The organism is Pseudomonas sp. GW456-12-1-14-TSB6 (assembly GCF_059424205.1).
This window is the reverse complement of the sequence record NZ_JBWKZE010000003.1, coordinates 109,326-132,588: the sequence shown is the minus strand read 5'-3', so window position 1 is coordinate 132,588 and position 23,263 is coordinate 109,326. Positions and strand designations below refer to the sequence as shown.

23 protein-coding genes are annotated in these 23,263 nt (G+C 60.1%); 12 read left to right on the top strand and 11 right to left on the bottom strand.

All coding sequences use genetic code 11. From position 1 onward, the window contains the following. Window positions 1-11: 11 nt before the first annotated feature. Complete coding sequence (locus AC07Y2_RS03735) at window positions 12-1,349, bottom strand: MFS transporter (RefSeq protein WP_064599596.1); 1,338 nt, start codon at window positions 1,347-1,349, stop codon at window positions 12-14. A gap of 273 nt (window positions 1,350-1,622) precedes the next feature. Here AC07Y2_RS03735 and quiC point away from each other — a divergent pair, with 273 nt between their 5' ends. After that, window positions 1,623-3,524, top strand: coding sequence for a 3-dehydroshikimate dehydratase QuiC (gene quiC, locus AC07Y2_RS03730; RefSeq protein ID WP_085668056.1), 1,902 nt, complete (start codon window positions 1,623-1,625; stop codon window positions 3,522-3,524). A 102-nt stretch (window positions 3,525-3,626) separates the two neighbouring features. After that, entirely contained in the window at window positions 3,627-4,304 is a 678-nt protein-coding gene (locus tag AC07Y2_RS03725; RefSeq protein ID WP_085612590.1) for a TetR/AcrR family transcriptional regulator, read from the top strand. Between the two features lie 33 nt (window positions 4,305-4,337). Here AC07Y2_RS03725 and AC07Y2_RS03720 read toward each other — a convergent pair whose 3' ends face one another. The 3 genes from AC07Y2_RS03720 to AC07Y2_RS03710 form a co-directional block, all read right to left on the bottom strand. Then, complete coding sequence (locus AC07Y2_RS03720; protein WP_039771772.1) at window positions 4,338-5,192, bottom strand: shikimate dehydrogenase; 855 nt, start codon at window positions 5,190-5,192, stop codon at window positions 4,338-4,340. Next, the gene (gene aroQ, locus AC07Y2_RS03715) at window positions 5,189-5,638 is read right to left on the bottom strand and encodes a type II 3-dehydroquinate dehydratase (RefSeq protein ID WP_039771771.1); all 450 of its coding nucleotides are present in this window, start codon (window positions 5,636-5,638) and stop codon (window positions 5,189-5,191) included. Before aroQ ends, AC07Y2_RS03720 begins: the two co-directional genes overlap by 4 nt. A 140-nt stretch (window positions 5,639-5,778) precedes the next feature. Then, on the bottom strand, window positions 5,779-6,690 hold the full coding sequence (locus AC07Y2_RS03710) for a LysR family transcriptional regulator (protein ID WP_103385472.1): 912 nt from the start codon (window positions 6,688-6,690) through the stop codon (window positions 5,779-5,781). Window positions 6,691-6,894: 204 nt separating this feature from the next. On the opposite strand from AC07Y2_RS03710, the gene AC07Y2_RS03705 reads away from it, so the two are divergent. Together AC07Y2_RS03705 and AC07Y2_RS03700 are read left to right on the top strand one after the other, a co-directional pair. Next, window positions 6,895-7,323, top strand: coding sequence for a DUF4160 domain-containing protein (locus tag AC07Y2_RS03705; RefSeq protein WP_074691513.1), 429 nt, complete (start codon window positions 6,895-6,897; stop codon window positions 7,321-7,323). Continuing rightward, entirely contained in the window at window positions 7,320-7,766 is a 447-nt protein-coding gene (locus AC07Y2_RS03700; RefSeq protein WP_039771767.1) for a hypothetical protein, read from the top strand. The genes AC07Y2_RS03705 and AC07Y2_RS03700 overlap by 4 nt, the downstream gene beginning before the upstream one ends. Before the next feature lie 54 nt (window positions 7,767-7,820). Here AC07Y2_RS03700 and trmA read toward each other — a convergent pair whose 3' ends face one another. After that, a complete protein-coding gene (trmA, locus tag AC07Y2_RS03695) occupies window positions 7,821-8,900 on the bottom strand; it encodes a tRNA (uridine(54)-C5)-methyltransferase TrmA (RefSeq protein ID WP_074691511.1) in 1,080 nt (359 codons plus the stop codon). Continuing rightward, window positions 8,897-10,192 carry an NCS2 family permease gene (locus AC07Y2_RS03690; protein WP_074691509.1) on the bottom strand — a complete coding sequence of 432 codons (1,296 nt, stop codon included), beginning with the start codon at window positions 10,190-10,192 and terminating at the stop codon, window positions 8,897-8,899. Before AC07Y2_RS03690 ends, trmA begins: the two co-directional genes overlap by 4 nt. Window positions 10,193-10,412: 220 nt before the next feature. On the opposite strand from AC07Y2_RS03690, the gene AC07Y2_RS03685 reads away from it, so the two are divergent. Both AC07Y2_RS03685 and AC07Y2_RS03680 read left to right on the top strand, forming a co-directional pair. Next, complete coding sequence (locus AC07Y2_RS03685; RefSeq protein ID WP_103385471.1) at window positions 10,413-10,862, top strand: DUF4879 domain-containing protein; 450 nt, start codon at window positions 10,413-10,415, stop codon at window positions 10,860-10,862. A 67-nt stretch (window positions 10,863-10,929) separates the two neighbouring features. Beyond that, window positions 10,930-11,481 (top strand): DJ-1 family glyoxalase III, encoded by a 552-nt coding sequence (locus AC07Y2_RS03680; RefSeq protein ID WP_039771994.1) that lies wholly within the window; start codon window positions 10,930-10,932, stop codon window positions 11,479-11,481. 5 nt (window positions 11,482-11,486) lie between these two features. On the opposite strand, the gene AC07Y2_RS03675 is transcribed toward AC07Y2_RS03680, so the two are convergent. Further along, window positions 11,487-12,725, bottom strand: coding sequence for an MFS transporter (locus AC07Y2_RS03675; RefSeq protein WP_103385470.1), 1,239 nt, complete (start codon window positions 12,723-12,725; stop codon window positions 11,487-11,489). A gap of 400 nt (window positions 12,726-13,125) precedes the next feature. Here AC07Y2_RS03675 and AC07Y2_RS03670 point away from each other — a divergent pair, with 400 nt between their 5' ends. The 3 genes from AC07Y2_RS03670 to AC07Y2_RS03660 are packed head-to-tail and all read left to right on the top strand — an operon-like array spanning window position 13,126 to window position 15,798. Further along, a complete protein-coding gene (locus tag AC07Y2_RS03670; protein WP_039771763.1) occupies window positions 13,126-14,562 on the top strand; it encodes a cytochrome ubiquinol oxidase subunit I in 1,437 nt (478 codons plus the stop codon). A 3-nt stretch (window positions 14,563-14,565) separates the two neighbouring features. Next, window positions 14,566-15,573, top strand: a complete 1,008-nt coding sequence (gene cydB, locus AC07Y2_RS03665) for a cytochrome d ubiquinol oxidase subunit II (protein ID WP_039771762.1) — start codon at window positions 14,566-14,568, stop codon at window positions 15,571-15,573. Window positions 15,574-15,630: 57 nt separating this feature from the next. Next, entirely contained in the window at window positions 15,631-15,798 is a 168-nt protein-coding gene (locus tag AC07Y2_RS03660; protein WP_007950992.1) for a DUF2474 domain-containing protein, read from the top strand. 70 nt (window positions 15,799-15,868) lie between these two features. Here the strand turns inward: AC07Y2_RS03660 and AC07Y2_RS03655 are convergent, their stop codons facing one another. Further along, entirely contained in the window at window positions 15,869-16,993 is a 1,125-nt protein-coding gene (locus AC07Y2_RS03655; protein WP_103385469.1) for a methyltransferase, read from the bottom strand. A 151-nt stretch (window positions 16,994-17,144) separates the two neighbouring features. Further along, complete coding sequence (locus AC07Y2_RS03650) at window positions 17,145-17,867, bottom strand: LuxR C-terminal-related transcriptional regulator (protein ID WP_103385468.1); 723 nt, start codon at window positions 17,865-17,867, stop codon at window positions 17,145-17,147. 316 nt (window positions 17,868-18,183) lie between these two features. On the opposite strand from AC07Y2_RS03650, the gene AC07Y2_RS03645 reads away from it, so the two are divergent. After that, complete coding sequence (locus AC07Y2_RS03645; RefSeq protein ID WP_103385467.1) at window positions 18,184-18,960, top strand: ferredoxin--NADP reductase; 777 nt, start codon at window positions 18,184-18,186, stop codon at window positions 18,958-18,960. A 32-nt stretch (window positions 18,961-18,992) separates the two neighbouring features. On the opposite strand, the gene mscL is transcribed toward AC07Y2_RS03645, so the two are convergent. After that, entirely contained in the window at window positions 18,993-19,406 is a 414-nt protein-coding gene (mscL, locus tag AC07Y2_RS03640) for a large-conductance mechanosensitive channel protein MscL (RefSeq protein ID WP_039771752.1), read from the bottom strand. A 285-nt stretch (window positions 19,407-19,691) separates the two neighbouring features. On the opposite strand from mscL, the gene katB reads away from it, so the two are divergent. Next, on the top strand, window positions 19,692-21,233 hold the full coding sequence (gene katB, locus AC07Y2_RS03635) for a catalase KatB (RefSeq protein ID WP_103385466.1): 1,542 nt from the start codon (window positions 19,692-19,694) through the stop codon (window positions 21,231-21,233). Between the two features lie 142 nt (window positions 21,234-21,375). Beyond that, window positions 21,376-22,743, top strand: a complete 1,368-nt coding sequence (gene radA / locus AC07Y2_RS03630; protein WP_039771749.1) for a DNA repair protein RadA — start codon at window positions 21,376-21,378, stop codon at window positions 22,741-22,743. Here radA and AC07Y2_RS03625 read toward each other — a convergent pair whose 3' ends face one another. Then, entirely contained in the window at window positions 22,744-23,112 is a 369-nt protein-coding gene (locus AC07Y2_RS03625; RefSeq protein ID WP_064599557.1) for a PilZ domain-containing protein, read from the bottom strand. It abuts the gene before it with no gap. Window positions 23,113-23,263 lie beyond the last annotated feature (151 nt).

Genomic DNA, 23,263 nt, shown 5'->3' with positions numbered 1-23,263 from the left:
GTATTGGAAGGCTACTCAGTGACGGTAGGAATCTTGCGCGGTGCCATGAAGTACATCCAGGTCAGGGCAATGAAGTACATCGCGGGGATCAGAGTGAACAACACGGTGTAGTTGTTGTTGGTGACGGTCAGGATGTGGCCGACGATCTGGGTCATGAACATCCCGCCAATCGCTGCGCACATGCCGCCGAAACCGAACACCGTGCTCATCATGTGCTTGGGCGTGTAGTCCATCACCAGGCTCCAGATGTTGGCGGTCCAGGCCTGGTGCGCGCCGATGGCCAGGGAGATGGCAGCGACGGCAATCCACAGGTTGGCGGAACCGGCGGCCATGACCACGCCGATGATGCAGCAGGCGAACAGGAACATCGACAGCAGCCGCGCCTTGATCGAGTTCATGCCGCGACCGATCAGGAACGAAGACAGAATCCCGCCGCCCACGCTGCCGAAGTCAGCGGTCACGTAGATGATGATCAGCGGAATGCCCATCTGGGTGACGTTGATGCCCAGGTTGTATTGCTGATTGAGAAACGGCGGCAGCCAGTACAGGTAGAACCAGAACACCGGCGCGGTCAGCGAGTAGGCGAGGGCGAAGGCCCAGGTGCCGCGCATCCGCAGGATTTTCGAGAACGGCACGCGGGCCTGTTCCGGTTCGACTTCTTTCTGGATGTATTCCAGCTCTGACTGCTTAACGTTTGGGTGATCTTCCGGGTTGAAATACTTCAGGCCCCAGAACAGCAGCCAGATCCCGCCGAGTGCCGACATGCACAGGAATGCGGCCTGCCAGCCCCACACGTGAAGGATCAGCGGCAGCAGCATCGGGGTGAACATCGCGCCGACGTTGGTGCCGGCGTTGAAGATGCCGGTGGCCACGGCGCGCTCGCCGGCCGGGAACCACAGGCGCGTGGTCTTCACGCAGGCCGGGTAGTTCGCCGCTTCAGTCAGACCGAGGATGAATCGGCAGACCATGAAGCCCACCGCCGAGGTCGCCAGACCGTGGGCGCCGGTGGCCAGGCTCCAGAGCAGCACCGCGCAGAAGAACACGCGCTTGACGCCGACCCGATCGATCAGCCGTCCTTGCAGCACGAAACCGATCGCGTAGCCGACCTGAAACCAGAAGTTGATGTTGGCGTAGTCCATCGCCGTCCAGCTCATTTCCTTGGCGAGGATCGGCTGCATGACGCCGAGGGCGGCGCGGTCGATGTAATTGAGGGTGGTGGCGAAAAACACCAGCGCCAGCATGCCCCAACGGGTCTTGCCGACGGCCATGGCGCCGCGGATCTTGTCGCCGATGCCACCCGTGGCAGTGCTCATGGCCGGAGCCATGCGGGAAGTCTGTGAAGGAATCATGTGTTCCACCCGTTTTTGGATTTGTTATTTGGTGTGCTTTTCTTGTGCACGCTGCGACCGGTGGTTCAGTTCCGGACTCAAGGTGAGACGGATGTTGGGCAGTGGACGAAAAATCGTCAATTCGCCAAACCGGCATTCTGTTCGATAATCGCACGCAAAACTAACCGGGTAGTACAGTTTAAATTGCTCAATGAAAAACCGGGACCAATAATTCGCTCACCCTATAAAAGCGGCGCAATTTTCGTAGCCGACGTCTCCACCGGGAGTTGAAACATGCAGCGATCCATTGCCACCGTCTCCTTGAGCGGAACCCTGCCGGAAAAACTCGAAGCCATTGCCGCCGCCGGGTTCGACGGGGTGGAGATTTTCGAGAACGATCTTCTGTATTACGACGGCAGCCCCCGGGAAATCCGGCAGATGTGCGCCGACCTCGGGATTGCCATCACCCTGTTTCAGCCGTTCCGCGATTTCGAAGGCTGCCGCCGTGATCGTCTGGAGCGCAACCTGGAACGGGCCGAGCGCAAGTTCGACCTGATGCAGGAACTGGGCACCGACCTGGTGCTGGTCTGCAGCAACGCCTCCCCCGACAGCCTCGGCGATCAACAGATCCTCATCGACGACCTGCGCCTGCTGGCCGAGCGCGCTGGTGCCCGTGGCCTGCGCATCGGTTATGAAGCGCTGGCCTGGGGCCGTCACGTCAATACTTATCAACAGGTCTGGGACATCGTGCGTCAGGCCGATCACCCGGCCCTCGGCGTGTTGCTCGACAGCTTCCACACCTTGTCGCTCAAGGGCGATCCACGGGCGATTGCCGAGATTCCCGGCGACAAGATTTTCTTCGTACAGATGGCCGACGCGCCGATCCTGGCGATGGACGTGCTGGAGTGGAGCCGGCATTTCCGCTGCTTCCCGGGGCAGGGCGAATTCGATCTGCCGGGCTTCCTCGCGCCGATCATCCAGAGCGGCTACACCGGGCCGCTGTCGCTGGAAATCTTCAACGACGGCTTCCGCGCCGCGCCGCCTCGGGCCAATGCCGCTGACGGTCTGCGTTCGCTGCTGTATCTGGAGGAGAAAACCCGCCAGCGTCTGGAGCAGGAAATCCGTCCTGTGGATAACCGCGACATCCTCTTCGAAACGCCGAAGGCCAGCGAATACAACGGCATCGAGTTTCTTGAGTTCGCCGTGGATGAAAGCCTGGGCGCCAAGCTGTCGAACTGGCTGGAACGGCTGGGTTTCGTCAAGGCCGGCCAGCATCGCTCCAAGAGTGTCAGCCTGTTGCGTCAGGGTGATATCAACCTGATCCTCAACTCTGAACCCTATTCGTTCGGCCACAGTTTTTTCGAGGCCCACGGCCCGTCGCTGTGCGCCACCGCCTTGCGGGTCAAGGACAGCGCCAGCGCGCTGGCCCGGGCCGTTGCCTATAAAGGTCAGCCGTATCGCGGACTGGTCGGCCCCAATGAACTGGAACTGGCGGCGGTGCGTGCGCCGGATGGCAGCCTGATTTATCTGGTGGATCAGGAGGCGGATGTCTACGGCACCGACTTCAATCTGCTGCCAAATGCAGTGGCGGGCGGTGGTCTCAAGCGCATCGATCACATGGCCATGGCGCTGCCGGCGGACAGCCTCGACAGTTGGGTGTTGTTCTACAAGAGCCTGCTGGATTTCGAGGCTGATGACGAAGTGGTGCTGCCGGATCCGTACGGGCTGGTGAAGAGCCGCGCCCTGCGCAGTCGCGACAGTTCGATCCGTCTGCCGCTGAACATTTCCGAGAACCGCAACACCGCGATCTCACACGCGCTGTCGAGTTATCGCGGTTCCGGGGTGCATCACATCGCCTTCGATTGCGACGATATCTTCGCCGAAGTCAGCCGGGCGAAAGAGGCGGGCGTGCCGCTGCTGGACATCCCGCTGAACTATTACGACGACCTGGCGGCGCGCTTCGATTTCGATGACGAGTTTCTCAGCGAGCTGGCGTACTACAACGTGCTGTACGACCGCGATGCGCAGGGCGGCGAGTTGTTTCACGTCTATACCGAGCCGTTCGAGGGGCGCTTCTTCTTCGAGATCATCCAGCGCAAGAACGGATACGCCGGTTATGGCGCGGCCAACGTCGCGGTGCGGCTGGCGGCGATGGCCAAATCACGCAGTGGCGCGGTTCGCCAGGCGAAGTTGTAGGAAATTCGTAAACGCGGGATTAAACACCGGTCGCGCGGCTTCCTTCACTGGGTCGCGCGGCCCATAATCGCCAGCCTGTGCAGTGATGGCCGTGAGCCCGCAATGACAATGACTTCAGAACTTCCCGCAGCTCCCGTTCTACCCGCGGTAGAGCCGCGCAAGAGTCGCAAGAACAACCCGGAAAAGACCCGCGAGAATATCCTGCAGGAGGCGATCGTCGAGTTCGTCCAGCAGGGGCTGTCCGGTGCTCGCGTCGATGCGATCGCCGAGCGTATCCACACCTCCAAACGCATGATCTATTACTACTTCGGCAGCAAGGAGCAGTTGTACGTCGAGGTGCTGGAGAAGCTCTACGGCGATATCCGCAGCACTGAAAACCGCCTGCACCTGGCTGAATTGCCGCCGGTGGAAGCGATCCGGCGTCTGGTGGAATTCACTTTCGATCACCACGATCGCAACGTCGATTTCGTGCGGATCGTCAGCATCGAAAACATCCACAACGCCGAGTATGTGAAGCGTTCCGACGCGATCAAGGCGATGAACAACACCATCCTCGATTCCCTGGGCGAGATTCTGCGTCGCGGTGCTGAAGAAGGCGTGTTCCGCGCCGGGCTCGACGCGCTGGACGTGCATCTGTTGATCAGTTCGTTCTGCTTCTATCGCGTATCGAACCGCCATACCTTCGGAGAGATCTTCCAGATCGACCTGCCGGACGAAAGCATCAAGCAACGTCATCGCGAGATGATTTGCGAGTCGGTGCTGCGCTACTTGCAGGCGTGACCGAAGTCGAGGGGGCCAGGCCCCCTCACTGTTTTATCCATTCATGCTTTGAAAATGCGCGAGCATTCGCTGCGCATCCGGCACCTTGCCGCTGAACAGCTCAAACGCCTTCACTGCCTGAAACACCGCCATGTTGCCGCCATCCAGGGTTCGGCAACCCAGGGCGCGGGCGTTGCGCAGGAGTTCGGTTTCCAGCGGGAAATACACAATCTCCGCCACCCACAACTCGGGCCGCAGCAGCGCCGCCGGCACGGGCATGCCGGGCAATTTGGCCATACCCATCGGCGTAGTGTTTACCAGACCATCGGCCTGACTCAGCGTGCTCCCCAGATCATGTCCGGCCACGGCCCGACCGGCACCGAAATGCTGATTGAGGTTGTTGGCCAGGCTTTCGGCGCGCTCGACATCCACATCAAAGATGCTCAGCTGCTGTACGCCTTCGCTCAACAAGGCGTGGGCAACGGCCGCGCCTGCACCGCCGGCGCCCATCTGGACTACGCGCTCGCGGGCAACGTCTGGCAGGCCGCGACGAAAACCTTCGGCAAAACCCAGGCAATCGGTGTTGTGGCCGACGCGTTTGCCGTCCTTCAGCACCACTGTGTTCACGGCGCCGATGCCTCGGGCTTCCGGAGACAATTCATCGAGCAGCGGGATGATTGCCTGCTTGCACGGGAAGGTGATGTTCAGGCCGGTGTAATTCATGCGTTCGGCGGCCTGCAACAGATCGGGCAGGGCGCTGCTGTCCAGTTGCAGTTGATCGAGGTCGATCAGCCGGTACAAGTAGCGCAGGCCCTGTTCGTCGCCTTCGTGTTCATGCAGCGCCGGAGTGCGGGAAGCCTGAATGCCGGCGCCGATCAGCCCGGCGAGTATCACGTTGTTGCGGTTCATGCGGTTCGCCCCTTCAGCCGCTGGCTGAAATGTTCCAGGGCCAGGCGATAGCCGTGGCTGCCGAAGCCGCACATCACGGCGGTGGCGATGGCCGAGACGAACGAGTGATGACGGAACGGCTCGCGGGCGTGGACGTTGGACAGGTGTACTTCGATCACCGGCAATTCGCTGGCGACCAGAGCGTCGCGGATCGCGACCGACGTGTGAGTCCAGGCGGCCGGATTGATCACGATGCCGGCGCAGCGCTGACGGGCGCCGTGAATCCAGTCGAGCAATTCGCCCTCGTGGTTAGTCTGGCGAAACTCCACGGCCAGGCCGAACTCTTCGGCGGCGCGCCCGCACAGGGCAGAGATGTCGGCCAGGGTTTCGTGACCGTAGGTCGCCGGTTCACGGGTGCCGAGCAGGTTCAGGTTCGGGCCGTTGAGCACCAGAACGATAGGGGGCATGGGGGCAAACTCCACTTATTGTTTTTGGCTTGGGCCGAGGGTTTCGACCTGTGGAGTTAAATTGTACTAGATGGTTACTTTAATCAATTGCTCTGCATCGGCAGCCCGGTTTTGTGTGCGGTGATCGCACACAGGTGAAATCAATGCGGCAACTGCTCGACCAGAAAATCAATGAAAGCCCTGACGCGCAGCGGCATGTGGCGATTTTGCGGGTACAGCAAGGTGAACGGTCGCGAGCGTCCGCTGTAGGGCTGGAGCACTTCCACCAACGAGCCGTCGGCCAGTTCCTTTTCGACAATGAAGCGATAGGTCTGGAACAACCCGGCGCCATGTTTGGCCAGGGTCACGCCACCGAGCACGTCATCGGAGCAGCAGAAGTTGCCCTCGGCGAGGATTTCCCGTGGCGCGTCTTCCTCATAGAACAGCCAAGTGATCCGCCGCCCGCTGCTGGGCAATTCGTACTGAATACACTCGTGTTGTTCGAGGTCTTCGAGGGTCTGCGGCGTGCCGGCGCGTTTGAGGTAGTCGGGGCTGGCGACCATCACCAGCGCTGCGTCCTCCAGATGGCGGGCGATCAGGCCGGAGTCGGGGATTGCCCGCACGCGGATCGCCATGTCGTAACCCTCGCCGACGAAGTCGATGTTGCGGTTGCTGATGTGCATGTCGACCTTCACCTGCGGGAAGCGCGCACGAAACGCGGGCAACAGCGGCAGGATCCGGTGATGGGCGTAGGTTGTAGGAATACTGATACGCAGGGTGCCGGACGGTTCCTGCTGCTGGCCCATGACTTCCCGTTGCGCCTCGACCAGTTGCGCCAGCGCCTGGCTGCATTCTTCGTAGTAGCGACGGCCGCTGTCGGTCAGTTTCACGCTGCGGGTAGTGCGCGCAAACAACCGTACGCCCAGCCGTTCCTCCATGCGGGATACCGAGCGGCTCACCGCTGCCGGCGTCACCGAAGCCGCCTGCGCCGCGCCGGTGAAACTGCCGCACTCGGCGGCCAGGCAAAACAGCTCGATGCTGCCCAGCTGAAGATCGTCGAAGTGTCGTTGCATGATTGATTACACCGGGGAATGAGTCTTCGTATGTAGCAAATGCGTGGCCGCTGCGAAAGAACTGCTTACCATTTTGCGCGGGGCTTTCCTGAATCCCGCACTAGGCTCGAAAACGTAATGACCATTTGAGGCAGCAATGCCGATGGTCGGAATTGTCAGGGAATGGCAGTTTTCGAAATTCTTTAACCTAACGGATGGGTTAGCATGAAAGTGTGCAGTTACAAGGGATTGTCGGTGGTGATCATGCTGCGAGACGAACATTGTCCGCCCCATGCGCACGTTGATTCAGGTGCATGGAGTGCCCGTTTCAAATTCAGCTTCTGGCACAACGGCGTGGAGTTATGGGATGTGGTGCCCCTGTCGCGTCGGCCACCGATTGCAGTGCTTGAGGGGCTGCGTCAATCGCTGCGTGAAACTGTTCATCTGCGGCGGGCCCGTCGAATCTGGTGGACTCGTTTGCAGACGGCGTGTCTCGATAATCAATGGTGGGACGGGGACTCGAACGAAGTGGCCGTCATGCGCGCAGTCACCGGAGCAACCTTCAGAATCGGATCGGCGTATTACGAACCAGAAGAAAACAAAACCCTGCTGGCCCTGGTTGGTGCTCGGGAAGGTGTGGAGATCGAACTATGAAAACAGTAAAAGCCGGTTTGCATGCTGATCGACCGGTAACAGAAAAGCGTCTCGATGAAGCTGTTGAGCGGGGAGGGCTGCGCCGACGCAGCAGCCTTCAAGCCGTGTCGGTGGCCTTTCAGAAACCCTGCCTGGTGATTCACTTCGAGGACGACAGCGGCGTGCTGCTCCCAGTGAATCTCTACCGGGAATTCGATGATTTCGAACCGGAAGACTTCACTGGATTGAACGTTGGCTTTGCCGGCACAGCGCTCTGCCACGACGGCAAGGATCTGCAGGTTTCCATCGCCGGCATGATCTCGGCCAGTCAACCTTTGATGGCCATGGCTGCCTCGGTGATCGCCTCTCGCAATGGCCGCCAGAGCAGCACCGCGAAAGCCGAAGCTGCCCGGGCCAACGGCAGGAAGGGCGGGCGTCCGCGCAAGATCGATCCCGTGCCATGAACAGGCACAAAAAAGCCGTCGATGAGGACGGCTTTCTTGTATCTGGCAGTGCGATCAACGCCGGGTCAATAGCACGCCGGATTCCATGTGGTGAGTCCAAGGGAACTGGTCGAACAGCGCGCAGCGGGTGATGCGGTGCGTGTCGTGCAGTTGGGCGATGTTGGCTGCCAGCGTTTCCGGGTTGCAGGAGATGTACAGGATGTTGTCGAAGCGCCGGGTCAGCTCGCAGGTGTCCGGGTCCATGCCGGCCCGTGGCGGGTCGACGAACACGCTGCCGAACTCGTAGCTTTTCAGGTCGATACCGTGCAGGCGACGGAACGGGCGAACTTCGTTCAGTGCTTCAGTCAGCTCTTCGGCGGACAGGCGCACCAGCGTGACGTTATCCACAGCATTTTCGGCCAGGTTGCTCAGTGCGGCGTTGACCGAAGTCTTGCTGATTTCGGTGGCCAGCACTTTGCGCACGCGGGTCGCCAGTGGCAGGGTGAAGTTGCCGTTGCCGCAATACAGCTCCAGCAGATCGTCGCTGCGATCACCCAGTGCTTCGTATGCCCAGTTGAGCATCTTCTGGTTCACGGTGCCGTTAGGCTGGGTGAACGCGCCTTCCGGCTGGCGGTAGCTGAACGTGCGACCACCGACGTCGAGTTTCTCGACCACGTAATCGAGGCCGAGTACTTCGCGCTTGCCCTTGGAACGGCCGATGATGCTGACGCCCAGATCAGCCGCCAGTTTGGTGGCCGCTGTATGCCAGTGCTCGTCCAGCGGGCGGTGATAGCACAGGGTGATCATCGCGTCGCCGGCCAGGGTGGTCAGAAACTCCACCTGAAACAGCTTGTGGCTCAGCGCCGCGCTGGCCTGCCAGGCCGCTTTCAATTGCGGCATCAACTGGTTGATGCGCAGGCTGGCGATCGGGAACTCTTCGATCAGGATCGGCGTGCGTTTGTCGTCCTGGGAAAACATCGCGTAATGCCGCTCACCGGCCTCGCGCCACAGGCGGAATTCGGCGCGCAGGCGGAAATTCTGCAACGGCGAGTCGAACACCGTCGGCTCCGGTGCATCGAACGGGGCCAGCAGGTCACGCAGGCGCGTGACCTTGTCTTCGAGTTGTGCGGCGTAGGCCTGGGAATCAAAAGTCATGCGTTGAACCAACCCAGCTTGATCACGAACAGAATCGACAGGATCACCAGCGCCGGGTTCAGCTCACGGGCACGGCCGGACAGCAGTTTGATCGCAGTCCAGGCGATGAAGCCGAAGGCGATGCCGTTGGCGATGGAATAGGTGAAAGGCATTGCCAGAGCGGTGACCACGACCGGCGCGGCGACGGTGATGTCGTCCCAGTCTATTTCCGCCAGACCGGAAGTCATCAGCACGGCGACGAACAGCAGCGCTGGTGCGGTGGCGAAGGCCGGTACGCTGGAGGCCAGTGGCGAGAAGAACAACGCCAGCAGGAACAGGATCGCGACGACGATGGCGGTCAGGCCGGTGCGGCCGCCGGCGCTCACGCCTGCGGCAGATTCGATGTAGCTGGTGGTGGTCGAGGTGCCCAGCAGCGAACCGGCCATGGCCGCGGTGCTGTCAGCGATCAGTGCACGGCCCATTTTCGGCATGTGGCCGTCCTTGCCCATCAGGCCGGCGCGCTTGGCGACGCCGATCAGGGTGCCGGAGTTGTCGAACAGGTCGACGAACAGGAAGGCGAAGATCACGCTGACCAGACCGATGTCCAGTGCGCCCTTGATGTCCAGTTGCAGGAAGGTCGGGGCCAGCGAAGGTGGCATCGAGGTCACGCCGCCGAACGGGGTGAAGCCCATCACGATGGAAACGATGGTCACCGCGAGAATGCCAATCAGCACCGCGCCGCGTACTTTCAGGGCCTCAAGGGCGACGATCAGCGCGAAACCGAGGGTGGCGAGGATCGGAGCCGGTTGTTTCAGGTCGCCGAGGCCGACCATGGTCGCCTGGTTACTGACCACGATGCCGGCGTTGTGCAGGGCGATCAGCGCCAGGAACAGGCCGATACCGGCGGCAATCGCCGAGCGCAGTGGCAGCGGGATGCTGTTGATGATCCATTCACGGATGCGGAAGATCGACAGCAGGAAGAAGCACACGGCCGAAATGAACACCGCGCCCAGCGCCACTTGCCAGGTGTGGCCCATGTGCAGCACGACGGTGTAGGTAAAAAAGGCGTTCAGCCCCATGCCCGGCGCGAGGGCGATCGGGTAGTTGGCGATCAGGCCCATGACCGTGGAACCGATGGCAGCTGCCAGGCACGTGGCGACGAACACCGCGCCCTTGTCCATGCCGGTCTCGCCGAGGATGCTCGGGTTGACGAACAGAATGTAGGCCATGGCCAGGAAGGTCGTGACGCCCGCCAGAATCTCGGTTCGCACGTTGGTGTTGTGTGCCTTGAGTTGAAACAGCCTTTCCAGCATGTCTGCTCCCCGTGGCGCGCGTGGCGCCGTGAATGTATCGACCTCAACAGCAAAGCACAGACCGTCGCAAGCGCCTGGAAAATTGTGGTGGGCCGGAAAAAGCCGCGCATCATACCAGCAGCGTGAGGAAGATGGCGGATGTTGGTGTCGATCGTCGGCGAAGTTTTGCACCACGGCCAAGTACGCCATACTGCGCGCTGTTTTTTCGGGGATGGATCGCATGAACAAGGGTTGGATGAAGACCGCTGGACTGATGGCCTTGCTGCTGGCCGTTGTACCGACGGCACTTGCGGCGTCGGCACCGCCATTGAGCGAGGTGAAAGTCATCAAGGTTCAGTCGTCGTCCTGCGGGCTCGAAGACATTACCGATGGCCAGGTGCAAACCCGTTGCGATCACAGCGCGCCGGGCATCAAGGTCTATGTGCTGGAAATCGGTTACGGCCAGAGCCAGCCTCAGGCAGCGCTGGACGGCTTTGAAGTGAACGGCACCCGAAGCCCGGTCTGTGCTTTCGATAACGGCAACCTGACCGAATGCACGCCAGGCGCGAAAACCGTCGGTTCGCTGTACACCTTCGATCTGGCGACCCGACAGGAAGGCACCTTTACCTTCAGCAACACGTCGATCAACGCCCCGCGCAATACGATGTCGACCCAGCTTTACATCAAGTAACGGCTGTCGCCGAACAGGGCAGGGCAAAGCTGACTACGCTTTAAGGATCACCCAGCGGATGGCGCCCATGACCTTTAGAGCCCTGATTACCCTCGCCGAGGGCATCGATGATCTGCAATGCGTGACCCTGATCGACGTGCTGCGTCGCGCCGGCGTCGAAGTGGTGGCGGCCAGCATCGAGGGCCGGCGCATGCTGACCTGCGCCCGAGGCACTCGACTGACCGCCGACGGCATGCTCATTGATGTGCTGGCCCAGACCTTCGACCTGATTGTCCTGCCCGGCGGCGCTGTCGGCGCGCAACACCTTGCCGCGCACCAGCCTCTTCAACAACTGCTAAAGGATCAGGCCAGTGCCGGACGACTGTTCGCCGCCATCGCCGAAGCCCCGGCGGTCGCGCTGCAGAGCTTCGGTGTATTACGTCAACGCCGGATGACCTGCCTGCCCGTCAGCAGTCATAACCTTTCCGGTTGCACCTTTGTTGATCAACCGGTGGTGGTCGACGGCAATTGCATCACCGCCCAAGGCTCCGGCGCCGCGCTGGCATTTGCCCTGACACTGGTCGAGCAACTGGCGGGCAAGGCCGTCAGAGCGAAGGTGGCGGGGGAGTTGCTGGCCTGAGAAGTTCAGGCCTTCACCTCTTCCACCGGCACATGCATCCGGTCGCGGTTGGCCAGGGTCGGGAACAGTTTGATCCAGGTTCCGGTCACCACCAGCGTGCCGATGCCACCCATCACCACCGCCGGCACGGTGCCGAACCAGTGGGCGGTGAGGCCGGATTCGAATTCGCCCAGCTGGTTGGAGGCACCGATAAACAGGCCGTTCACCGCGCTGACCCGGCCGCGCATTTCGTCCGGGGTTTCCAGTTGCACGAACGAGGCGCGGATCACCATGCTGATCATGTCCGCCGCGCCCAACACGACCAGCACCGCCAACGAGAACCAGAACGAGGTCGACAGACCGAAGGCGATAGTGGCAACACCGAACACGCCGACGGCAGTGAACATCACCCGACCGACGTTTCGCTCAACGGCAAACCGCGCCAGGAACAGCGACATCATCAACGCCCCGACCGCCGGCGCCGAGCGCAGCAACCCGAGCCCCCACGGCCCGGTCAGCAGAATGTCCCTGGCGAACACCGGCAGCAACGCGGTGGCGCCGCCGAGCAGCACGGCGAACAGATCCAGCGAAATCGCCCCGAGAATGTCTGGACGGCTGCGAATGAAGCGAATTCCGGCCAGCAACGAATCCAGCGTCGCCTTGCCTTTGTTCAGCGGTGTTTGCCGCGCGGGCAGGTTGAGCATCAGCGTGCAGGCGATGACATACAGAATGACCGTCGGGCCATAGACCCACACGCTACCGAAGGCATAGAGCAGACCGCCGAGCGCCGGGGCGACGATGGTTGCCGATTGCTGCGCCGATTGCGCAGCGGCAACCGCCCGTGGGAACAGCGTGCTGGGCACGATGCTCGGCAGCAGCGCCTGGGTGGTCGGCATTTCGAACGATCGTGCGGCGCCCAGCAGGAACGCCAGGATAAAGATCATTTCCCGGGTGACATGGTCAGTGGCGCTGCCGATGGCCAGTGCCAGGGCGATCAAGGCCTGCAACGACTGGCAGATCGCCGCGACCTTGCGCCGGTCGTAGCGATCGGCAACGTGGCCGGTGTGCAGCATGAACAATACACGTGGCGCGAATTCCACCAACCCGACCAGACCCAGGTCGAGCACATTGCCGGTCAGTTGATAGAGGTTCCAGCCGATCGCCACGGTGAGCATCTGAAAACCGCTGGCGGTGAAGATCCGGGCCAACCAGAACGCAACGAAGGGACGGTGGTGACGTAACAGCAAGGGCTCTTGGCTGGGCATTTGCGGGCCGGTCTTGATCGAGGGGAACCGCGAGATTATCACCAGTCTGTAACAGGAAGTTGCTATGACAGAAAATTTAGTTAGCCAGACATCGATTTTTCCCCGTCGTGGCGCGAGCTCCGGCCACGGACGTATTTCAGAGCGTTGCCAGGTCTGTGAGGCAACTTGTCACGCGGCAAAAGACCACGCGGTTCTCCGTCGGAAATGGGACTACTCTTTCAACGTTGATTGATCCAGATCAAGACCCATCGCGGAACTGATCCCGGACCCGTCGGCAGACTCCCTGCGTCGCGATGCCTGTAAAAAGAAGAACGAATTCGAGTTCGCCGCACTCCATACCCGTGGGGGCAGTGGTTCAAGGCCGCCAGTCCTGGAACCGTTATCTGATAGAGGAAAGCTTATGTTCGGTTTAGAGGCCCTGGATCTCGCCCGAATTCAGTTCGCGTTCACCATCTCGTTCCACATCCTGTTCCCGGCGATCACCATCGGTCTTGCGAGCTATCTCGCGGTGCTGGAAGGCCTGTGGCTGAAAACCGGCAATGACACTTACCGTGACCTCTACCATTTCTGGTCGAAGATCTTTGCCGTCAACTTCGGCATGGGCGTGGTCTCGGGGCTGGTCATGGCCTACCAGTTCGGCACCAACTGGAGCCGCTTCTCGGACTTCGCCGGTTCAGTCACCGGCCCGTTGCTGACGTATGAAGTGCTCACGGCGTTCTTCCTCGAAGCCGGTTTCCTGGGGGTGATGCTGTTCGGCTGGAACAAGGTCGGGCGCGGCCTGCACTTTTTCTCCACGGTGATGGTGGCCATCGGCACACTGATTTCCACGTTCTGGATTCTCGCCTCCAACAGTTGGATGCAGACCCCGCAGGGCTTCGAGATCGTCAACGGTCAGGTCATTCCAACCGACTGGCTGGCAATCATCTTCAACCCGTCATTCCCCTATCGCCTGATGCACATGGCGACGGCAGCGTTCGTCGCAACGGCCTTCTTCGTCGGCTCGTCGGCGGCCTGGCACCTGCTGCGCGGCAAGGACAACCCGGCGATCCGCACCATGCTGTCGATGGCGATGTGGATGGCGCTGATTGTTGCGCCGATCCAGGCAGTCATCGGCGACTTCCATGGCCTCAATACCCTTGAACACCAACCGGCGAAGATCGCCGCGATCGAGGGTCACTGGGAAAACGTCGGCGACGAAGCGACACCGCTGATCCTGTTCGGCTGGCCGGACATGAAGGAAGAAAAGACCAAGTTTGCTGTCGAGATTCCATACCTCGGCAGCCTGATCCTGACCCACTCGCTGGACAAGCAAGTCCCGGCGCTCAAGGAGTTCCCGCCAGAAGACCGGCCGAATTCGACCATCGTGTTCTGGTCGTTCCGGATCATGGTCGGTCTCGGCTTCCTGATGATCTTCACCGGTCTGTGGAGTTTGTGGCTGCGCAAGCGTGACTCGCTCTACACCTCGCGGCCGTTCCTGTACCTGGCGCTGTGGATGGGGCCGTCCGGCCTGATCGCGATCCTGGCGGGCTGGTTCACCACTGAAATCGGTCGTCAGCCATGGGTGGTCTACGGGCTGATGCGCACGGCCGATGCGTCTTCAAACCACAGTTTCATGCAGATGAGCATCACGCTGATCATGTTCGTGGTGGTGTATTTCGCGCTGTTCGGTGCGGGGCTGGGCTACATGATGCGCCTGGTGCGCAAAGGGCCGAAGACCGACGAAGGCAAGGAAACCAACGACGGTGGTCCTGGCCAGAAACGCACACCGGCACGTCCGTTGTCCGCTGCCGACGACGACGGCGCCGAACACGACCGCAGCCTGACCAAGGAGATTTGAGTCATGGGTATTGATCTTCCGCTGATCTGGGCCGTGATCATCATCTTCGGGATCATGATGTACGTGGTGATGGACGGTTTCGACCTGGGGATCGGGATTCTCTTCCCGTTCATCCCCGGCAAGACCGACCGCGACGTGATGATGAACACCGTCGCCCCGGTGTGGGACGGCAATGAAACCTGGCTGGTACTGGGGGGCGCTGCGTTGTTCGGCGCATTCCCGCTGGCCTATTCGGTGGTGCTGTCGGCGCTGTATCTGCCGCTGATCTTCATGCTGATCGGGCTGATCTTCCGTGGCGTGGCGTTTGAGTTCCGCTTCAAGGCCAAGGACGACAAGCGTCACCTGTGGGACAAGGCGTTCATCGGTGGTTCGGTGGCGGCGACGTTCTTTCAGGGCGTGGCGCTTGGCGCGTTCATCGATGGTCTGCCGGTGGTCAACCGGCAATATGCCGGCGGTTCACTGGACTGGCTGACGCCGTTCACGCTGTTCTGCGGCGCCGCGCTTGTTGTGGCGTATGCGCTGCTCGGTTGCACCTGGCTGATCATGAAGACCGAAGGCAAGCTTCAGGAGCAGATGCATGACCTGGCGCGCCCGCTGGCCTTCGTGTTGCTGGCGGTGATCGGCATCGTCAGCCTGTGGACGCCGCTCTCTCACCCGGAAATCGCCGAGCGCTGGTTCAGCCTGCCCAATCTGTTCTGGTTCCTGCCGGTGCCGATTCTGGTGTTGGTGACGCTGTACGCACTGATCCGTGCGGTGGCGCGAAACGCCAACTACATGCCGTTCCTGCTGACCCTGGTGCTGATCTTCCTCGGCTACAGCGGTCTGGGCATCAGCCTGTGGCCGAACATCGTGCCGCCGTCGATCTCGATCTGGGACGCCGCCGCGCCGCCGCAAAGCCAGGGCTTCATGCTGGTGGGCACGCTGTTCATCATCCCGTTCATCCTGGGTTACACCTTCTGGAGCTATTACGTGTTCCGCGGCAAGGTCACCCACGAAGACGGTTATCACTAATGGTGATCACGATGGCGCCGAGCGCGGCGCCATTTCCCGCAACCGGAGGATGCAAGCATGACCGGCAAACATTCCCTGCACGATATTGAAGAAGCCGAAAAAAAGCCGCTGTGGCAGCGGCTCGGCTGGTTGGCCATGATCTGGGTCGGCAGCGTCGGTGCTCTGTTCATCGTCGCCAGCCTGATGCGTATGTTCATGAATGCAGCAGGCCTGACCACGCACTGAGACTTCCCATCCCGCTGCCTTGCGGCACGGATTTTCGACCCTCCGACCGGAGGGTTTTTTTTTGCCCGGATTATTTGCGCGCCTTGAGGATCACGAATTTCGGTGTGGCCGCCACTTGCTCGACACCCCGAAACAGTCGCGCCAGTTTGCTGTGATAACCCAGGTGACGGTTGCCGACGATGTACAGCGCACCGCCAACGACCAGCGCTTCGCGGGCCTGCTGGAACATGCGCCAGGCAAGGAAATCGCCGACCACCTGTTGCTGGTGGAATGGCGGGTTGCACAGGACTACGTCCAGCGATTGCGCCTCCTGGCCGGCCAGACCGTCGCCGGCGCGTACGATCACGTCACGTTCACCGAACGCCGCGCGCCAGTTCTCGGCTGCCGATTGCACGGCCATGAACGATTCGTCCACCAGCGTGTAATGCGCTTCAGGATTTTGCAGGGCGCTGGCGATGGCCAGTACGCCGTTACCGCAGCCAAGGTCGGCGACTCGTGCCGAGCCGAGGTTTTTCGGCAGGTGCGGAAGGAAGGCACGGGTGCCGATGTCCAGCCCTTCACGGCAGAACACGTTGGCGTGGTTGAGCAGTTCGATGGCCGGCTCGTCGAGGTGATAGCGGGTCGGGTAGGGCGAGACGGCCGGTGCCTTGGCCTCGGGCGTGGCGATCAGCAGTCGGGCCTTCTTCACCGCCAGCGAAGCCTGAACCGCGCCGATGTAGCGTTCCAGCAGATCACCGGCGGCACGGGGCAAATGCTTGACCATCGCGGCTGCCACCACTTGCGCACCGGGCGCCAATTGGCCTTGCAGGCGAATCAATTGTTCTTCCAGCAGTGCCAGGGTTTTCGGAACGCGGATCAGCACCCGGTCAAATGGCCCGGCTAACGGCTCGCTGGCGGGAATGCCGCGCAGCGCATCGAATGCCTGACCATTGCGCAGCAGGTTTTTTTCAAGGCCTTGAAACGCCAGGAACGAATCACCGCTGGTGCTGACCTGCACCTTGCCCGAAAGGCTGATGGCCAATGCGCCGAAACTGTCGTTGAGCACCAATACTCGGGTCTCCGCCGGCAGATTTTGTTCGGCCACATGATTGAGCAAGTACTCGTCGGCTGCGTCGAAGGCTTGCAGCGGTTCGTTCTGCTGTTCGGGCTGGCGGATCAGATCGAGCTGGGCGAAGGGCGTATCGAGCAAAGGCATGGGGCGGGGACTCTGGGTAATCGACGGGTGTCCCGCGGCCCAGGGGGAGTGCGGCGGAACCGTCCGAGTGGACAGCGGCGCAAAAGATCGCGTCATCACTCAGGAAGGTTGCAAATGGTACGTTTTTTTTGTTGGCAATACTCGCCTGATTTCAGTACGGGTGAGTGGGAATAAACCCAGCCCTGGTGGCGGCGATGACGGCTGACACCTTGTTGCAGGCGTTGAACTTAACGATCAGGTTTTTGATGTGATAGTTCACGGTTCGTTCGGCCACATTCAGAATCTGGCCGATTTCCCAGGCTGTCTTGCCCAATGCGCACAGCCTTACGATTTCGAGCTCCCGGGTAGACAGTCGTACGGGCGGTGATTTGGCCTGTGCCGGCGGGAGGGCGTGGACGATCATTCCACTCAAGTGCTGCGTGATGAAGTGCATCACACCGTATTGTTCGTAGAGCTCCAATGCAGAGATTTCGCAATGGGGTCGTGCCAGACTGATGGTGCAGCACAGGTCGTTCTCTTCGTCGAGATACGACTGTGACCAGCCATGTTCCATCCCGTGATTCTGAAGCGCACTCCACATTGTCGGTGCCTTGGAAAATGCTTTCCTGGTCCAGAGAAACGGCAACATTGAATGATGGCAAAAAGCTGTAATCGGGTCGTTTTCACAGCAATGTTTTTCGTATTCGTCGTTCCACGCCTCTGTGAAGTTATTGATATAAAACGGTTTGAATGACTGGGAGTCAGGCCGCGAGACGGTAATACCGCAGAATTGAAAACCGATGTTGTTGGCAAAGTTTTTCAAGATCGGGAATGCGTTTTCAATATTCTTCGCGCGCGTAAGCTGTTCTATTTGATACTCCTTCCACCTTTCCATTTTAGGTTGTTCTCCAGTGTTTCATTTCCGCGGGGGGGGCAAATTGGATCCAAGGAACCAGCACGGGTGGAAGTGTAGGAGGATTCCTACAAAGCTGTTGGATTTTTTTGTTCTTGGACGGTGGCAGAAACTGGAATATGAATAATGAGTTTTTATATGCAGGGAATCATTTAAAGGGTTGCATCGCTTCGGCCTCTATAATCGATGTCCGCTGCTGGCTTTTAGATGATGGCACTTTGAAATGTCATTACAAATTGTCGGTGTTCCACTGAAGATTAATGGGTAACACTTGAGTCATTGTTGATGGAGTAACCCAATGACTGCCAGCAGTGAAAAATTCAGCCGCCAGACATTGCTCGATGTACAGCCGCTGACCCCCAGTCTGTTCACCCTGCGCACCACGCGGGATGCCGGTTTCCGCTTCCGCGCCGGGCAATTCGCTCGGCTTGGCGTTACGCGTGAGGACGGCAGTACGGTGTGGCGCGCCTACTCGATGGTATCTTCGCCGTTCGACGAATTTCTCGAGTTTTTTTCCATCGTGGTGCCGGGCGGCGAGTTCACCAGCGAACTGAGCCGGCTGAAGGCGGGGGATACCTTGCTGATAGAGCGCCAGGCCTTTGGCTATCTGACGCTGGACCGATTCATTGATGGCCGCGATCTCTGGCTGTTATCCACAGGCACGGGCGTGGCGCCGTTTCTGTCGATCCTGCAGGACTTCGAAGTCTGGGAGAAATTTGAGCGAATCATATTGGTCTACAGCGTGCGAGAGGCCCGGGAACTGGCTTATCAACAACTGATCGCGGAACTGACACAGCGCGACTACCTCGCGGAATACGCCCACAAGTTCCAGTTTATTCCGGTGGTCACGCGTGAGCCGTATGCCGGCGCCCTCAACGGTCGCATCACTACGTTGATCGAAAATGGCGAACTGGAAAAGATGGCCGGTGTGGAGCTGACGCCGGCGCATTCCCGGGTCATGCTCTGCGGCAATCCGCAGATGATCGATGACACCCGGGCCTTGCTCAAGCAACGCGGCATGGCCTTGAGTCTGACCCGGCGACCGGGACAGGTGGCGGTGGAAAACTACTGGTAAGGAAACGGCGCCCTAAGGCGCCGTTTCAGTCTTCAAGGCTGGTTGTTCTGGGCCTTGAGCAAATCGCGGATCTCACCCAGCAATTCTTCCTCTTTGGTCGGTACCGGCGGCAGGGTAGGGGCTACAGCTTCTTCGCGCTTCAGGCGGTTGATGGCTTTGACGCCCATGAAGATCGCGAAGGCGACGATCACGAAGTCCAGAACACTCTGGATGAACTTGCCATACGCCAGCATCACGGCAGGCGCATCGCCCTGGGCAGCCTTGAGTGTGATGGCCAGGTCACTGAAATCCACGCCGCCGATCAGCAGGCCGATGGGTGGCATGATCACATCGCCGACAAACGATGAAACGATCTTGCCGAAGGCCGCGCCGATGATGATACCGACGGCCATGTCGACCACATTGCCTTTGACCGCGAAGGCCTTGAACTCGCTGAGCACGCCCATAGTTATTTCCTTGTTACAGATGAGTTTGGTGTACGCAGTGTAAATCAGCATAACGCGTCCTGCGCGAAACACCTTCTTACAAAGCCCGTTTTTATCGACACACCATTTCGCAATTAGTTTGCAAAGTGCCACTAATCGCGCGCGCAATACGCTGCAACGTGCTGATCTTCAAGAAAAAATGATCAATCATCGCGTTACGAACTTTCTATTTATGTTTGGCAAGCCGAGCTTCTAGCCTCTGTCTGGCGCACCTGGATGCGCCTCAAAAAAACAGAGGAGCCTGAAATGAATTCCATGCCTGGCCTGGGGGGCTTTCCCCTTCGTCGTACCTTCGGTTTATTGACTGCCGGCCTACTGACCCTTTCTGCGAATGCGGCGCCCTTGACCCGGGATAACGGTGCCGCGGTCGGCGACAACCAGAACTCGCAGACCGCCGGCGCCAACGGTCCGGTGCTGTTGCAGGACGTGCAACTGATCCAGAAGCTGCAACGCTTCGACCGCGAACGCATTCCCGAACGCGTCGTGCATGCCCGAGGCACCGGTGCCCATGGCACGTTCACCGCGACCAACGATCTGAGCGATCTGAGCAAGGCCAAGGTATTCGCTGTCGGCCAGGTCACGCCGGTGTTCGTGCGTTTCTCGGCGGTCGTTCACGGCAATCACTCTCCGGAAACCCTGCGTGACCCACGGGGTTTCGCGACCAAGTTCTACACCGCCGATGGCAACTGGGATCTGGTGGGCAACAACTTCCCGACGTTCTTCATCCGCGATGCGATCAAGTTCCCGGACATGGTGCATGCCTTCAAGCCCGATCCACGTACCAACCTCGACGATGATTCACGTCGCTTCGACTTCTTCTCCCATGTACCGGAAGCTACCCGCACATTGACCGAGTTGTATTCCAACTCGGGAACTCCGGCCAGTTATCGGGAGATGGACGGTAATAGTGTGCATGCCTATAAGTTGGTCAATGCCAAAGGCGAAATCCACTATGTGAAGTTTCATTGGAAAAGTTTGCAGGGGATAAAAAATCTCGATCCAAAACAGGTCGTGCAAGTTCAGGGCCGTGACTACAGTCATATGACCAATGACTTGGTAACAAATATTTACAATGGCAACTTTCCAAAGTGGGACTTGTACATTCAGGTCTTGAATCCGCAAGACTTGTCCAAGTTTGATTTCGATCCTCTTGATGCAACCAAGATCTGGCCAGGTATTCCAGAGCGAAAAGTTGGACAAATGGTCTTGAATCGCAATCCTGCGAATGTCTTCCAGGAAACCGAACAAGTGGCCATGGCTCCCTCAAATGTTGTTCCGGGCATCGAGCCCTCGGAAGACCGTCTGCTGCAAGGCCGGATATTTGCCTATGCCGATACGCAAATGTATCGACTCGGCGCCAACGCACTGCAATTGCCGATCAATGCTGCGAAAGTGGCAGTCAACAATGGCAATCAGGATGGCGCGATGAATGCCGGTGCGAGCACCTCGGGGGTCAACTATCAGCCAAGCCGTCTGCAACCGCGTGAAGAGACGCCGGGTGCGCGATACAGCCAGACCGCACTGCAGGGCAGTACGCAACAGGCGAAGATCCAGCGCGAGCAGAACTTCAAGCAGGCCGGTGATCTGTATCGCTCGTTCAGCAAGAAGGAGCGCCAGGATCTGATCGAGAGCTTCGGCGGTTCGCTGGCCGGCGCCGATGACGAGAGCAAGCACATCATGCTGTCCTTCCTCTATAAGGCGGATCCGGAATACGGCGCCGGTGTGACCAAAGTGGCCAAGGGTGACCTGGATCGGGTCAAGGCCCTGGCGGCCAAACTGGTCGACTGACAGCGACCCTTCAAGCCCCGGCAACTGTCGGGGATTGACCGGCAGCAGCGCCGCGCGTCCGGCCAGCGGAAAAATCCGTCCCGGCGCGGCGCGCTGATCGACGATGGCTGCGTTATCATCGCGGTTTTTGCCGGGGGTTCAGATGGCCAAGGCCAAGCGCATGTACGGCTGCACCGAGTGCGGCGCAACCTTTCCCAAGTGGGCCGGGCAATGCGGCGAATGCGGCGCCTGGAACACCCTGACCGAAACCATGGTCGAGAGCGGCGGTGCCGCCGCCCCGAGCGGGCGCACCGGCTGGGCCGGACAGCAGGCCCAGATCAAGACCCTGGCCGAAGTCAGCATCGAAGAGATTCCACGTTTCTCCACAGCCTCCGGCGAACTGGACCGAGTGCTCGGCGGTGGTCTGGTGGACGGCTCGGTGGTACTGATCGGTGGCGACCCCGGCATCGGCAAATCGACGATTCTGTTGCAGACCCTGTGCAACCTCGCCAAGACCATGCCGGCGTTGTACGTCACTGGCGAAGAGTCCCAGCAACAGGTCGCCATGCGTGCACGTCGTCTGGGCCTGCCGCAGGATCAATTGCGGGTCATGACCGAAACCTGTATCGAAACCATCATTGCCACCGCCCGTCAGGAAAAACCCAAGGTGATGGTGATCGACTCGATCCAGACGATTTTCACCGAACAACTGCAATCGGCACCGGGCGGGGTGTCCCAGGTACGCGAAAGTGCGGCGTTGCTGGTGCGTTACGCCAAGCAAAGCGGCACGGCGATTTTCCTGGTCGGCCACGTGACCAAGGAAGGCGCGCTCGCAGGGCCGCGGGTTCTGGAGCACATGGTCGATACCGTGCTGTATTTCGAAGGCGAGTCCGATGGCCGGTTGCGTTTGCTGCGAGCGGTGAAAAACCGTTTCGGCGCGGTCAACGAGCTGGGCGTGTTCGGCATGACCGACAAGGGCTTGAAGGAAGTCTCCAACCCTTCGGCGATTTTTCTCACCCGCGCTCAGGAAGAAGTCCCGGGCAGTGTGGTGATGGCGACGTGGGAAGGCACTCGGCCGATGCTGGTGGAAGTCCAGGCGCTGGTGGACGACAGTCACTTGGCCAATCCGCGCCGGGTCACGCTGGGTCTGGATCAGAATCGTCTGGCGATGTTGCTGGCGGTGCTGCACCGTCATGGCGGCATTCCGACTCACGATCAGGACGTGTTCCTCAACGTGGTCGGCGGGGTGAAGGTGCTGGAAACCGCGTCCGACCTGGCGTTGATGGCCGCCGTCATGTCGAGCCTGCGCAACCGTCCGTTGCCCCATGACTTGCTGGTGTTCGGCGAAGTCGGTCTGTCTGGCGAAGTGCGCCCGGTGCCAAGCGGCCAGGAGCGTTTGAAGGAAGCCGCCAAGCACGGCTTCAAGCGCGCAATCGTGCCCAAGGGCAATGCGCCGAAGGAAGCCCCGCCAGGCTTGCAGATCATTGCGGTGACACGACTGGAGCAGGCGCTGGACTCGTTGTTCGAGTGATCAGACGTCGATCAGCGCCCCGAGCTCGCGTTCCAGTTCGGTTTCGTCGGCCAGATTGAGTTCGATCAAGCGACGCAGGCGCTGAATCGACTCCAGGCTGATGTGCCGGCACACGAAACCGAGCTGGCCGTGATCTTCATGAGCCAGTTGCACATCCATCTCGATGTGCACGTCTTCGCTCAGATGAATGTCGACGAAAAAGTCCTGCTCGGGATTGCCCAGCCAGGGCTCGGGCCGCTCGATCAGCAGCCCCTTGAGCGAGAGGTCGATCAGCTTCACCGGCCAGATGTATTCGCCCTGGCTCAATTCGGTTCTGGCATCGAACGCGATACGTTTGAAGCGGCGACGCTCGGACGGGTGCTCGCTCATGGCGCAATCCTCAGGAAGGTCAGCTGACTATAGACCCGACCGGCGGGGTGATGCCAACGAATGGACTGTCTAGACCAATGTCGGGGTATGGCCTTTGCCGCCAACAGCGCTAAACTCGGGGTGGCTGTCTTTCTTGTCCACCCTGGCTGGA